At 58.7% G+C, this 12,609-nt stretch carries 12 protein-coding genes; 7 read left to right on the plus strand and 5 right to left on the minus strand.

Annotation, left to right across the window (positions count from 1 at the left end; genetic code table 11):
- Positions 1-590 precede the first annotated feature (590 nt).
- Positions 591-758 (plus strand): hypothetical protein, encoded by a 168-nt coding sequence (locus tag IEW73_RS00010; RefSeq protein WP_188673164.1) that lies wholly within the window; start codon positions 591-593, stop codon positions 756-758.
- A 29-nt stretch (positions 759-787) separates the two neighbouring features.
- Here the strand turns inward: IEW73_RS00010 and IEW73_RS00015 are convergent, their stop codons facing one another.
- Positions 788-2,341 (minus strand): adenylate/guanylate cyclase domain-containing protein, encoded by a 1,554-nt coding sequence (locus IEW73_RS00015; protein ID WP_188669595.1) that lies wholly within the window; start codon positions 2,339-2,341, stop codon positions 788-790.
- A gap of 125 nt (positions 2,342-2,466) precedes the next feature.
- On the opposite strand from IEW73_RS00015, the gene nucS reads away from it, so the two are divergent.
- Positions 2,467-3,126: an endonuclease NucS gene (nucS, locus tag IEW73_RS00020; protein WP_188669596.1), complete on the plus strand. Its 660-nt coding sequence runs from the start codon at positions 2,467-2,469 to the stop codon at positions 3,124-3,126.
- A gap of 30 nt (positions 3,127-3,156) precedes the next feature.
- Positions 3,157-3,507 carry an Rv1322 family protein gene (locus IEW73_RS16750; RefSeq protein ID WP_229675607.1) on the plus strand — a complete coding sequence of 117 codons (351 nt, stop codon included), beginning with the start codon at positions 3,157-3,159 and terminating at the stop codon, positions 3,505-3,507.
- Between the two features lie 26 nt (positions 3,508-3,533).
- On the opposite strand, the gene IEW73_RS00025 is transcribed toward IEW73_RS16750, so the two are convergent.
- Both IEW73_RS00025 and mce read right to left on the minus strand, forming a co-directional pair.
- On the minus strand, positions 3,534-4,508 hold the full coding sequence (locus IEW73_RS00025) for a coiled-coil domain-containing protein (protein WP_188669597.1): 975 nt from the start codon (positions 4,506-4,508) through the stop codon (positions 3,534-3,536).
- 94 nt (positions 4,509-4,602) lie between these two features.
- Complete coding sequence (gene mce / locus IEW73_RS00030; RefSeq protein ID WP_188669598.1) at positions 4,603-5,073, minus strand: methylmalonyl-CoA epimerase; 471 nt, start codon at positions 5,071-5,073, stop codon at positions 4,603-4,605.
- Between the two features lie 134 nt (positions 5,074-5,207).
- Here mce and IEW73_RS00035 point away from each other — a divergent pair, with 134 nt between their 5' ends.
- The 3 genes from IEW73_RS00035 to IEW73_RS00045 all read left to right on the plus strand — a co-directional run bounded on the left by IEW73_RS00035 (position 5,208) and on the right by IEW73_RS00045 (position 7,921).
- Positions 5,208-6,398, plus strand: a complete 1,191-nt coding sequence (locus tag IEW73_RS00035) for an acetyl-CoA C-acetyltransferase (RefSeq protein WP_188672602.1) — start codon at positions 5,208-5,210, stop codon at positions 6,396-6,398.
- A 113-nt stretch (positions 6,399-6,511) separates the two neighbouring features.
- Positions 6,512-6,901 carry a DUF3817 domain-containing protein gene (locus IEW73_RS00040; RefSeq protein ID WP_188669599.1) on the plus strand — a complete coding sequence of 130 codons (390 nt, stop codon included), beginning with the start codon at positions 6,512-6,514 and terminating at the stop codon, positions 6,899-6,901.
- 45 nt (positions 6,902-6,946) lie between these two features.
- Positions 6,947-7,921, plus strand: coding sequence for a tetratricopeptide repeat protein (locus tag IEW73_RS00045; RefSeq protein ID WP_229675608.1), 975 nt, complete (start codon positions 6,947-6,949; stop codon positions 7,919-7,921).
- 37 nt (positions 7,922-7,958) lie between these two features.
- Here the strand turns inward: IEW73_RS00045 and IEW73_RS00050 are convergent, their stop codons facing one another.
- Positions 7,959-9,386, minus strand: a complete 1,428-nt coding sequence (locus IEW73_RS00050) for a neutral zinc metallopeptidase (RefSeq protein WP_188669600.1) — start codon at positions 9,384-9,386, stop codon at positions 7,959-7,961.
- Positions 9,387-9,391: 5 nt separating this feature from the next.
- Complete coding sequence (glgB, locus tag IEW73_RS00055) at positions 9,392-11,608, minus strand: 1,4-alpha-glucan branching protein GlgB (RefSeq protein WP_229675611.1); 2,217 nt, start codon at positions 11,606-11,608, stop codon at positions 9,392-9,394.
- 176 nt (positions 11,609-11,784) lie between these two features.
- On the opposite strand from glgB, the gene IEW73_RS00060 reads away from it, so the two are divergent.
- Positions 11,785-12,591: an ABC transporter ATP-binding protein gene (locus IEW73_RS00060; protein WP_188669601.1), complete on the plus strand. Its 807-nt coding sequence runs from the start codon at positions 11,785-11,787 to the stop codon at positions 12,589-12,591.
- Positions 12,592-12,609: the final 18 nt, after the last annotated feature.

Consider the following 12,609-nt stretch of genomic DNA (forward strand, 5'->3'; position numbering starts at 1 on the left):
CACTGCCGGACAAGGGTTGTTGGTGGTGGGGTGTGTCAGACATAGTTCTGGTGCACCCCACCACTATTTTTTTACCCAAAACAGGTTCACCGCTGCTCACCAAGCGCAATCGTGGTCGACGATGGAAGGCTCAACAGAGCCAACTCGAACTGGACCCGCAGGAGCGCACACGGTGAATACCAAACGATACTGCCGCATCGCACCGGTGCTCGTTGTAGCAGCGTTCATTCTGATTGCCTTGCGGAGGCAATGGCACGGGTGAGCTCGATGCCTCAACCACAACGGAAACCACCGTCGCGGAGCCCACAGTAGAAGTCTCTACGTCCACTACCTTACCGACTCCAACACCGGCGATTGATGATTCATACGAAGCAACTCCGCCTGTGGGCCCAACCAACGTCGCACCAACACCAGTGATTACCGGGTGCCAAACCGGTCTTGGGCCTATCGTGACGTACTGGTCAGATGGTTCAGTTACTGGGCATTCAGACTATTGTCAATCAGTCCATGATGAAGTCTTGCGCGGCGAAGTTGAGGCGAACACACCAGTCTGTGATGGCACCGTGTGTAGATATCCGAATGGAGCCGTAATGCCGGATCCAAGCGCTTCGAATCAGCTGCCCGAACCAGGCCCGGCCGTGCCGCACGTTCCAGACTATAACGGTGGTCCATCGTCAGGTGAGATCCAGATGCGCTACGCCTGTGAAGAGGGATACGCCATCCCTGCGGACTGCGACGGCCTGAACTACGGGGGCTAAGGCGCGCGAGCTAGTGGACCGAGCAACACTCACCGAGGCACAGCAACTTCAGTCTCCGCTGACCGCCCTCGCAGCACGACACTATCTATCACTTCCCAGTGTTTTGCCTCAGCTTTATTGGCGTTCTGAACTGCAGTTGCTGAAGCTACTACGTGCTCCGTGACCTTTTTTGAGTAGTCCGACAATCTCGCGCCTTCGTTTACTGGGTCACCGATGACGGTGTACTCAAACCTCTCGTGTGCTCCCACATTGCCCGCAACCGCGCGTCCGTAGGCGATCCCGACTCCAGCCTCACAATCCTGCACCTCAGCCTTGAGGCGACGCATAATGGTGCGCCCAGCACACAGTGCGGCACCGGCTGGATCATCAAGCTCAACTGGCGCGCCAAACACCGCCAATGCGGCGTCACCCTCAAACTTGTTGATGAAGCCACCATTTCGGTCGACCTCCTCAACAATTACAGCGAAGAAGCGGTTCAGAAGCTCAACTACTTCGGTTGGTGGCCGTTCAGTAGCGAGGGTGGTAGATCCGATGACATCAACAAAAAGTACGGCCACAGTGCGTTCTTCGCCACCAAGACCGAGGTTGTTCGACATAGCATTTTCGGCCACGGCCCTACCAACATGGCGGCCAAACAAGTCCCGCATCTTTTCGCGTTCCCGCAGCCCCTCCGCCATGCGGTTGAACCCAACCTGCAAGTCGCCAAGTTCCGTGCCGTCAAAAACCACGACACGTGCGTCTAGCTTTCCTCGCTCAACCTTGTGCATCGCCTTGCGAACGACACGGAGCGGTGCGGCAGTGCGGAAGGCTGTAAGAAGCTCCATGAAACCGCCAAAGACGATGACAATTGTCCCCAGTGCAAGAATCGCGATCGCGAGTTGGTGTGTCGCGACATCGTCGCGAATTACAGCGGCAATAGCGATGATCATGAGCCCGGCAACAGGAACCCCGGTGCCCACCGACCATCCAACTAGTGCCCTCGCTGCGGTCCCAGCTCTCCACCTTGGCCGTTTGTCTACATAAGCAAGGGCTTGAGCTGCAACGGGCCGCAGGGCGAACTCACTGAGCAGGTAGGCGATAGCGCAGACTACTATCCCGGCGAAGCCAATGGTGAAGGCGACTTTGGCGATCACTTCAGGATTGATGATGCCGTAGACGGTGGTGAACAGCACGAGTGCGACGGCCCACAGGAAAAACTGGATGACAGTGAGCCGCATCGGCACCGTCAGCGCAGCTCGAACTTCCTTCTTGCTGGGTGTGCTTCCGTCTCGCGTCCACTTCAATAGACGAAGAGATTTTGTTGTGCCCCAGATAATGCCAACCACGAGCGCCACTGCAATGTAAATCGGAACGAGTATCGCATTGGCTAAGAAGAACTCCCCGTCGAGACCATCGAGTACGTCCGGTCCCGGTATGACATACCCCACGAGTACGAGCACGATCGCGATCCCGATGACGTTGGCGCCTACGATCAACGCAGTGAGCAGCACCTGGATCCTGATGCGACGAACTACACTGCCTTCGTTTTCTTGTCCTAGCAGTGGTGAGCCAAGAGGTGCATCGCGCATTGTGGCTAGGGGCATGCGATCTAGCGTAGGCGAGAAAGGTGCGGATCGGATGCACATCTAATCCGCAGAATCGTCTAGTTCGGTTTCCTTCCAACGGTGTGTGGTTCGGCGTTGAGCTTCGAGCCGCCTATTGTGGACGAGTGCGTTTAGTTATTGCTTACTGCCAGGTGGACTATGTTGGCCGGTTGACAGCTCATCTTCCGTTAGCGAAGCGACTTTTGTTGGTGAAAGCAGACGGTTCCGTCAGCATCCACGCCGACGACCGCGCTTATAAGCCGCTGAACTGGATGAGCCCGCCGTGCACATTGACGGAGAAAGAAAACTTTTGGTTAGTGGTGAACAAAGCGGGGGAGGAACTGCGGATCACCATTGACGAGATCGAACATGACTCTATGCACGAATTGGGCCACGACCCAGGTCTTGTTAAAGATGGTGTCGAAGCTCATTTGCAGATCTTGCTTGCGGAGCATGTGGAGACCCTGGGCTCTGGGTACCGGTTAGTGCGGCGGGAGTTCCCGACGGCAATTGGTCCCGTGGACCTGATGTGCCGCGACGCTGAGGGCGCGAGTGTGGCGGTGGAAGTGAAACGCCGCGGCGACATTGATGGCGTTGAGCAGTTAACCCGCTATCTGGAGCTCTTGAACCGTGATCCGCTATTGGCGCCCGTGTCAGGGGTGTTTGCTGCCCAGCAGATTAAGCCGCAAGCACGCACGTTGGCGTCGGATCGTGGTATCCGGTGCTTGACGTTGGACTATGACACGTTGCGCGGGCTCGACAGTGGCGAATTGAAGCTGTTTTAGCGCACCGTGTTCCGTCGTTAGACTGTGGGCATGCCGCGCCGAAACTCACCCCGACGGGACTCACCCCGACGGGACAAATCAAGCCCCCGACACGGCAAGGCTAGTTCGTCTCATAGGCCGCTTGGCCTGTCGGGGCCCAGAGTCGCTACGGGCACACCCGTTGGGTTTGGCAGCGATTCAGAATTTCTCGTTCGCCAGATAACTGGCGCAGCAGCAACAAAACCGTACCGATGTCCTGGTTGTGACCAGGTCATCGGTACGGGAGTTGCGCATGTTGTTGCGTGGCCGAACCGGTCAGGTGGAACAGACGAACGTCGGCACTGGCATCAAGGCTGCTGGAACAAGCGGTCCACTCGTGGAGTTACGCGCCGCTGGTCATAGCTACCTTTTTGTCAGCGGCTGTAGCCCTAGTTGTCGGCGTGCACGCGATCGTCAAATGGATCGCTGTTGTCGTGTTCGTCGTTGCTGCTCTGTGTGGAGTAGCTGCGAGCGTTGCTTTCGTTCGCCTTGACTGTCTTGCTGGCCTTTTTGAGGGTGTCGCGCTCGTTGTCAGTTTGGCCGAGTGTGCTGGGGAACGCGTCAAATTGTTCGCGGACCTTGGCGATTTCTGACAGTAGGCGATCGCGGATGGTGCCGAGCTCATCGACAACGCTGACAGCCTCGTTGATCCGATTATTGGCGTCGTCCGTTGCTTCGTTGATGCGCTGTTCCGCGTCGGCCTGAGCTTCGCTGATGGTTCGCTCTGCTTCACGGCGCGACCGGTCGCGTAGTTCTTCGATTTCGCGAAGAGCAGCGGTGCGCTTCTCCGACATTGTGGCGTTGAAGTCCTCGAGCTGCTGGCGTTGCTGCGCAATCGTTTCGGCCTCAATTTGACGACGCTTAGCTTCAGCGCCCTCAACGATCCGTTCTGCTTCGCTTCGAGCGCGCGCGAGGGTTTCCTTTTGCTCAGCTTCAAGGCGTGCCCTGCGTTGTGTCCACTCGTCGTACTCGCGCTTTTGGCGGGTCTCAAGTTCGTGAGCGTTTTGCTCAGCGATGGACATGATCTCAGCTGCTTCAGACTGTGCCTGAGCCCGCGTCTCGGCTGCCTCATCGGCGGAGAGCCGAAGCATACGTGCGATGCGGTCACTGACGTCCGCTGCCGAGGTGGGCGTGGTTGCGAGCTGGTCCACGTCCTCGCGAAGGGCTTGAATCTCTGCACGAGCCTCATCAAGCTGGTCTGCGAGGTCGTTCGCTTGAGCCGCGATGGCATCGCGGTCCGCTGCTGTGACTCGTATTTCGGCATCGATGCGGTGGAGGTGTTCTTCAACCTCGCTGCGGTCGTATCCGCGCATGGCAATGCTGAACATTGAGCTGTGTGGAGTCGCTTCGGTCGTACGCGCCATCGTTATCAGCCTCTATCGTGCAGTGCGGTTCCCAAGTAGTGGAAGCCTTTTTACCTGGACTTGTTGGAACTCAGTGTGCACGGATTGGCGGATTTTAGTGGTGTGGCGCGCCGTGTTTTTGCTCAACTAGTTCTACGAGTATTCCCCCGGAGTCCTTTGGGTGTACGAAGTTGATTCGGGAATCGGCGGTCCCACGGCGCGGCTCGTCGTAGAGCAGGCGCAATCCGGCACTGCGGAGATGTTCGGACACGGCTTCGAGGTCGGTGACGAGGTAGGCGAGTTGTTGCATTCCGGGTCCGTGGCGATCGAGAAACTTCTTGATAGTCGAAGTTTCGTCGAGCGGCGCTAGAAGCTGTATCGCGGTGGCTGTCGCGACCGAATCGACTTGCGCGGCTGGAACTAGCATTGCTTCTTCGACGCCCTGGGATGTGTTGGTCTCGCGGTGAACGACGACAAGTCCAAATGTTGCGGTGTACCACTCGATGGCGGGATCAAGTTCGGCAACTGCGACGCCGACGTGGTCGATCGAAATGATCAGTGATCCAATTTCCGGGGCTGAAAGCATGCTATGACGTTATCGCCGGTTACGTCGTATTGCCCAACTGAAGTGATGCGTGCCACATTGGTGGCTCGGGGTAGCCTGGTTGAGGAACGCCGCACCGTCGTTGACGAGCGGGAAACTTTGTTGTGGAGGTCGTGTTGACAACGTCGGTCATCGTCGCGGGTGCTCGGACACCTATCGGTCGTTTGTTGGGTTCATTGAAGGGCTTCAGTGCCGCTGAGTTGGGATCGATTGCGATCCGTGGCGCACTCGAACGCGCAGGAGTGAGCCCCGAAGACGTGGACTATGTGATTCTTGGGCATGTTTTGCAGGCGGGGCAGGGGCAGTTGCCTGCGCGCCAGGCTGCCGCGGGTGCTGGCATTCCTATGAATGTCCCGGCTACGAACATCAATAAGGTGTGCCTGTCTGGCTTGAACGCCATCGCGACGGCCGACCAGTTGATCCGCGCCGGAGAAGTCGAAATTGTTGTGGCCGGTGGCATGGAGTCGATGAGCAACGCGCCCCATTTGTTGTTGGGTAGCCGTGAGGGAACGAAGTACGGCGACACCGCACTGGTGGATCACATGGCTTATGACGGCCTTCGTGACTTTTTCACCGCCGAAGCGATGGGCAAACTCACTGACGACCGAAACGATGTCGACAAGGTGAGCCGTGAGGAGCAGGACGAGTTTTCTGCTGCATCACACCAGCGTGCCGCTCGGGCGTGGAAGGACGGGCTTTTCGACGACGAAATTGTGCCGGTGTCGATCCCTCAGCGTAAAGGCGACCCAATTGAGTTCCGCCTTGACGAAGGTGTTCGCGGTGACACCACTGCGGAGTCGCTCGGAAGGTTGCGGGCTGCATTCCGCAAAGACGGCACCGTAACTGCAGGTAATGCGTCGCAAATTTCTGATGGTGCTGCCGCGGTTGTGGTCATGAGTAAAGAGAAAGCGGAGTCACTGGGTCTAACGTGGCTTGCTGAGATTGGACCGCATGGCATGTCAGCTGGCCCTGACTCGACGTTGCAGTCTCAGCCAGCACTGTCGATTGCTAAGGCCTGCGAGAAAGAAGGCATCGCGGCGACGGACCTCGATCTGATTGAAATCAACGAGGCTTTCGCTGCAGTCGGGATTGTGTCCGCCCGTGAGATGGGTGTTTCTGAGGACAAAGTGAATGTCAACGGCGGCGCCATTTCGTTGGGTCATCCGCTGGGAATGTCGGGCACCCGTATCGTGCTGCACCTCGCTCTGGAATTGCAGAGGCGAGGCGGCGGCGTTGGCGCGGCAGGGCTCTGCGGTGGCGGCGGCCAAGGCGATGCGTTGATTGTGCGAGTGCCTGCGCAGTCGTAAAAGTCGACAGCGAGGTCTATGGCGGCAGGGTTCGCCCTCGCCCGCTAACAACCCGCCATGATCTACGACACGGCGTCGTAGATCATGGCGGGTTTTCGTGCACAATGGTGACCATGCTTTCACACGGATACATGCACGACTTCTTCAACTTGTCGACCCCCGCGAAACGATTCCGGTTCGTTGCTGTGGTGGAGGCATTCACGTGGGCAGGCCTCCTTGTGGGGATGTACTTCAAGCACGTTGCGAAAACAACGGAGGTTGGAGTCCAGGTTTTCGGAGCGCTTCACGGTGCGGCGTTTATGGTTTTTGTTCTCGTCACATTGCTGACAGCTCGGCAACTTTCTTGGAACTGGCGCGTGACAGGCCTGGCGCTTGCATCGTCAATACCGCCGCTGACAACGGTGCCGTTCGAAATTTGGTCTGCACGTAAGGGCCATCTCGCGGAGCTTTCCGAAGCTGTACAACAAAACGCCGATAGTTCAGACGTTCGCAGCACCGTGTAGTGGTGGCGTTCGCGCGATGAATATTTGTCATGCCACACTAGTGTCGTGACTCGACCAGGACCACGTGTAAACCCAGCCGCCGCATCCATTGCAGGTAATTTGGCAGGCGCTGTTGACTTGTCGGCTTTGAAAGAACGTGCCACGCGGCAGGCGGCAGCCCGCAATTCGCCCCCTCCCGCTGCACAAAATTCGGAGACTCCAGGTGCTGTAGCAGATCCTTCCCTTGTTTTTGACGTCACAGAAGAATCGTTTGAGGCTGACGTAATCCAGAAGTCCTTCCAGGTTCTTGTTGTGGTGAATTTGGGGGCGCAGTGGAGTGAGCCGTGCCAGCAGTTGACGTCAAACCTTGAACGCCTCGCCCAAGAAGGCCAGGGTAAGTGGGTTCTGGCGAAGGTAGATGTTGAGCAGCAGCCGCGCGTGGCGCAGGCGTTTGGTGCGGAGTCGATCCCAACGGTCATCGCCCTTGCACAAGGCCAGCCGGTGCACGCCTTCTCTGGTGCGCAGGACGATGCCAAACTGCGCGAGTGGCTTGGCGAACTCCACAAGGCGGTGGGGAGTAAGTTGCCAGGGATTCAGGTCCAGGGGGCCGAACAACCCCAAGAAGTACCTGCTGATCCGCGTTTCGTCGAGGCGGAGAATGCCCTTGAGCAGGGCGATTTCGCTGCCGCTGAGGTTGCCTACCAGCGAATTCTGGACGCCGAACCGCGCAATTCCGAGGCTAAGGCCGGTTTAAACCACAGCCGGTTCCTCCTGCGCGTGCGCTCGTTGAATCCGAATGCGTTGGAGATTGCTGATTCCGCGCCGCATGACGTTGCTGCTCAGCTTGAGGCTGCAGACGTGGAAGTTGTGTCGCAGCGGCCAGAGCGTGCTTTCGCGCGACTTACCGCCGTCGTGCGTGATTCTGCTGGTGACGATCGATCGCTCGCCCGTGAGCGGTTGTTGTCGTTGCTTGAGATGTTCGACCCAACCGACCCGATGGTGCTGCAGGCTCGTCGAAATCTCGCTGCTGCCCTGTACTAACAAACAGCCCTGTACTAAGAACTAGCCCAAACCTGGGTTATCCCGGTAGTTCGCAATGCGCTTGGCCTCGGCTGAATCCAGTGCTAAATGCGCTGGTTCGTGCGAGACCGCTCGGCACTGATACTCCTGTGACATCGCTTGTGAACGTGGGGTGCTGAAGTATGACACCGAGCGCCTCGTCGATGTCGCCGGGCGATAGGTAGATTCGCCCGACGTCTTCGCGCGCGGCTGCGGCGGCCCACGCGCCGGTGAGGCAGGTGATGGCGAGGGCGGCGTCCATGCCCTCTAGTGGCCGTTCGTCAGCTGCATGGTGGTCAGGTGCATGGTGGTCAGCTGCATGGATGCCGAGAATGAACCGAGAAGCGACGAGGCTGAACGCGCTGAAGTCGCCACGAACCTCAGCGGCGAACAGCGAGTTCGGCTGTGGTGCGGTAGACATCGACGCCAACTCGGATAGGTCGATGTGCATGGTATGCCCGTCGGCGCAATACGTCACTGGCGGAGTGTGTGTGCCATCGCCGCAGGGTTGCCCACCGTTGTACACGACGCCTGGTGGGTGGGGGTGCGGGTACTTTTCCAGCACTGAATTTGTCACGAGTTCGATGGTTCCGTGGGTGATGGGAAGCTCGCCCCTGTCGAGTGCGTGCGCGAACGTGGTGGGAAGGTTCACTCGCCGTTCCTCGAGCTGTTCGGCGGATAGTTCGGCGCACTGTGCAGGTCCGCCCTCGAGGCCGTCACGAAAGGCGGCGAGGCGGTCAAAGCCTGAACCATGGCCAGATTCTGGTGAGGTGACGTCCACATCATGGACTGCTAGCAACGCGGCCAGGACTCCATCAAGCCCCGTTGTGGTGTTGAGCGTAAAGCGCGGGGAATTGTCGTGTACTACGTCTCGCATGTAGGCGCCGGAGAAACAGTCGGCTTGTTGTTCCCACATAAAGGGGGCTTGTGCGGCGAAATCGAGTAGCCGCGCTGACGTTGTGATGGCATGGCCGTATTCATGGGCGAGAATCAGAGGTATTGCCATGTCGCCAAACTCTGTAGCGACGAATGGGAGGAGTGCTCCTCGGTCCCACCCAATTTCGTGCGAACTGGGGCAGTAGGCAGCCCCGCCAATCGCGCTTGTTGGTACTCCGCAAAACTCGGTGACTTCCGCTGTTGAGTCCCACGACCGCAATGTTGTTACTGGGGAGAAGGAATCAGGAGAAACGTGGTGGTAGTGCTCTGACCAGTAGCGTTGAAGGTCGGTGATTGCGTGTCCGGCCAGTGTGTCGTGGATGTCGCCGGTGCCCCCGATGACGAGGACGTGCGGAGGATCGACGGCCTCTCTCAGTCCGCTGGGTCCGTCGGACGGTGGCATTCCCGCAACGTATTCGGGGTCCAGTAGAGGGGGATCATTGGCGCCAGAGGTGCAACTTGTGGCAGCGAAACATATGCACAAGGTCGCTGCCGCAAGCTTAGTTTTCATTGCGCTTAACCTAGGGTGCTCTGGGCCTGCGGTGCTCGCAACCACAGCGCGCTCGCGGCGGGGATAGTGATCACCGCCGATGCGCGGTGACCATGCCAGGGCTCATCTGTGGCGAGAACGGCACCGAAGTTGCCGATTCCGTGACCCCCGTATTCTTCGGCATCGGTGTTGACGATTTCGGTCCATGTGCCTAGCTGTGGGAGCCCAAGTCGGTAGTCGTGCAGCGCCGTGGAGCTGAAGTTCACCACGCAAGCAATCGACGGTGAGCCTCGATGGTGACGCAGGAAAGACACGACGCTGTTGTGCGTATCGCTGGCGTCAATCCACGTAAAGGTTTCCGGCTGCCCGTCTGACTGCCACAGCGCTGCCTCTGATCGGTACGCGCTGTTGAGGTGGTCAACAAGACGCGTGATGCCGTTGTGTAGCGCTCCATCGTGTGTGCTGGGGTTTGTTTCAAACCAGTCGACGCCGCGCATCTCGCACCACTCGTCTGACTGTCCGAACTCCTGGCCCATGAACAGCAGCTTTTTTCCAGGGTGCGCCCACATTGAGGCGAGGAGTGCGCGCAATACTGAGGCCTTTGTGGCGGACGTTCCGGGAATGCGAGACCACAGCGTGCCCTTGCCGTGCACGACCTCGTCGTGGCTGAGCGGCAGCAAGAATTGTTCTGACGCGACATTCATCAGCGAAAACGTCACTTCGTTATGGTGATAGCCGCGGTGTTGGGGCTCGCGGGAGATGTAGCGCAGGACGTCGTTCATCCAGCCCATGTTCCATTTGAAAGTGAATCCGAGGCCACCGAGTCGCACGGGTCTCGTAACACCGGGCCACGTGGTGGAGTCTTCGGCGATGGTGATGGCGCCGGGGGCGTGGTTTTCGACGGCGGTGGTGAGTTCCTGGAGGAAAGTGACAGCATCGAGGTTTTCGCGGCCACCGATTTCGTTGGGTTTCCATCCGCCTGGCGGTCGCGAGTAGTCGAGGTAGAGCATGGACGCGACAGCGTCGACACGCAGACCGTCAATGTGGAAGTTCGTTAACCAATACAGTGCGTTCGACGTGAGGAAGTTTCGAACTTCTGCGCGACCCCAATCGAATATGTACGTTCCCCAATCAGGGTGTTCGCCGCGCTGCGGGTCGGGGTGCTCGTACAGCGGCAGCCCGTCGAATCGGGCAAGCGCCCAGTCGTCGCGTGGGAAATGTGCTGGAACCCAGTCGAGAATGACGCCTATGCCGGCTTGGTGGCACGTGTCGATCAGATAGCGGAAGTCATCAGGGGTGCCGTATTTCGGTGTCGGCGCGTAATACGACGTCACTTGATATCCCCACGACCCGCCGTAGGGGTGCCCGGTGAGTGGCATAAATTCTATGTGTGTGAAGCCTCGTTCCTGGACGTACGGAATGAGGGTTTCAGCGAGTTCCCTGTATGTCGTAGGGGAGTGCGTTCCGCTCCACGATCCAGCGTGTACTTCGTAGATGCTGACGGGGCGTGCTGTCCATGGTTCGCTTTGCCGGTCCCGCATCCATGCGGTGTCGTTCCATTGGTAGGCGCTCGTGCACACTTGTGATGCGGTAGCTGGCGGTACCTCGGTGGCTTGCGCCATGGGGTCAGCTTTTTCGACTATGCGGCCACTCGGAGTGTGGATTCGAAACTTGTACAGGTCACCAGGTTTCGCCCCAGGTACGAAGACTTCCCAAACATTTCCGGGTAGAAGCCGCATCGGAAATGTTCGCCCTGACCAATGGTCGAAATCTCCAGTGACAAAAACTCCCTGTGCGTGGGGTGCCCATACGGTGAACCCAACCCCGTTGACCCCGTTGAAGTTTCGGTGATGCGCGCCGAGAACCTTCCACAGTTCTGCGCAGCGCCCTTCAGAAAAGGCTGCTAGATCACGGTCACTGACCGATGGGGGGAGTGAGTATCCATCTGGCGTGACGTGGTTGGAGTCGGCGTAACGGGCATCTATGGTGTAGTCCGGTGAGGCTGGCTCGGCGAGAGTGATGCTGAAGAGGCCGTCCCCCTCGGCGTGCATTTCATGCGCGATTCCCGGTGCGGTGCGGAGGTGCACCGCCTCGGCATATGGCCGGAGGACTCGAATCGTGATTTGTCCGTCTTGGCGATGCGCCCCTAGGGCTGCGTGGGGATTGGAATGCACACCAGTGAGCAACCGTTGTCGCTCGCGCGCAGACAATGGCTCTGACCGTGACGTTTGTGAGGCCGTCACCGTCTGACTATTACCCTTACTGCCACTTCGCTGTGGTCCACAACATCAGTCTGCCACGAGGGCTCTGAGCAAAACCCACCGAACCGGATGGATTCTGCCCGGATTGCCTCAAAGAGTTAATTTGGAACACGACACACGAGGGTAGGCGTTCGCAGTCGTCGTCGTGGTAGGACAAGATGGAACCCGTGGGCGAACCGAATCCAGACTTGTTGCTCGAATTCGACGATGTGTTGCTGCGCCGTGGCCGCAACACACTAGTGGGACCTGTCAGTTGGCAAGTGGCGCCCGGAGAACGGTGGGTCGTCCTTGGGCCCAACGGCGCCGGAAAGACATCCCTGCTGCGTATCGCTGCGGCGGAACTGCACCCCACTTCGGGTACAGCACATCTGCTGGGGGAAACTCTGGGCCGCACAGATGTGAGTGAACTTCGTCCGCGTATCGGCCTGTCTTCTGCCGCGATCGCCCAACGGATTCCCTCCGGTGAGACGGTGGGGGACCTCGTCGTGTCGGCGGGGTATGCGGTGCTCGGCAGGTGGCGCGAAGAGTATGACGAGATGGACTACGCGAGGGCGAAAGAAATGCTCACCGCCGTGGGTGTTGATCACCTCGTCGACCGCACTTACGGAACGCTGTCCGAAGGGGAACGCAAACGTGTGCTCATCGCGCGTTCGTTGATGACGGACCCTGAAATCCTGCTGCTCGACGAACCTGCTGCCGGTCTTGATTTAGGCGGACGCGAAGATCTTGTCGCCCGTCTCGCGGAACTCGCCGCGGACGAATACGCGCCGGGAATCGTTCTCATCACACATCACGTCGAAGAAATACCGCCCGGCTTCACCCACGCCTTGCTGCTCCGCGATGCCCACGTGGTTGCTCAGGGACCGGTAGCGGAGGTAGTTACTGCTGAGAATCTTTCGGAGACGTTTGCGCAGCCAATCGCGTTGACAGTTGATGAGGGCCGCTATTTCGCGCGCCGGAAGTAGGCGACGCTACGCGCGCGA

This window comes from Hoyosella rhizosphaerae (genome assembly GCF_014643175.1).
GTDB classification, from domain to species: Bacteria; Actinomycetota; Actinomycetes; order Mycobacteriales; family Mycobacteriaceae; genus Lolliginicoccus; species Lolliginicoccus rhizosphaerae.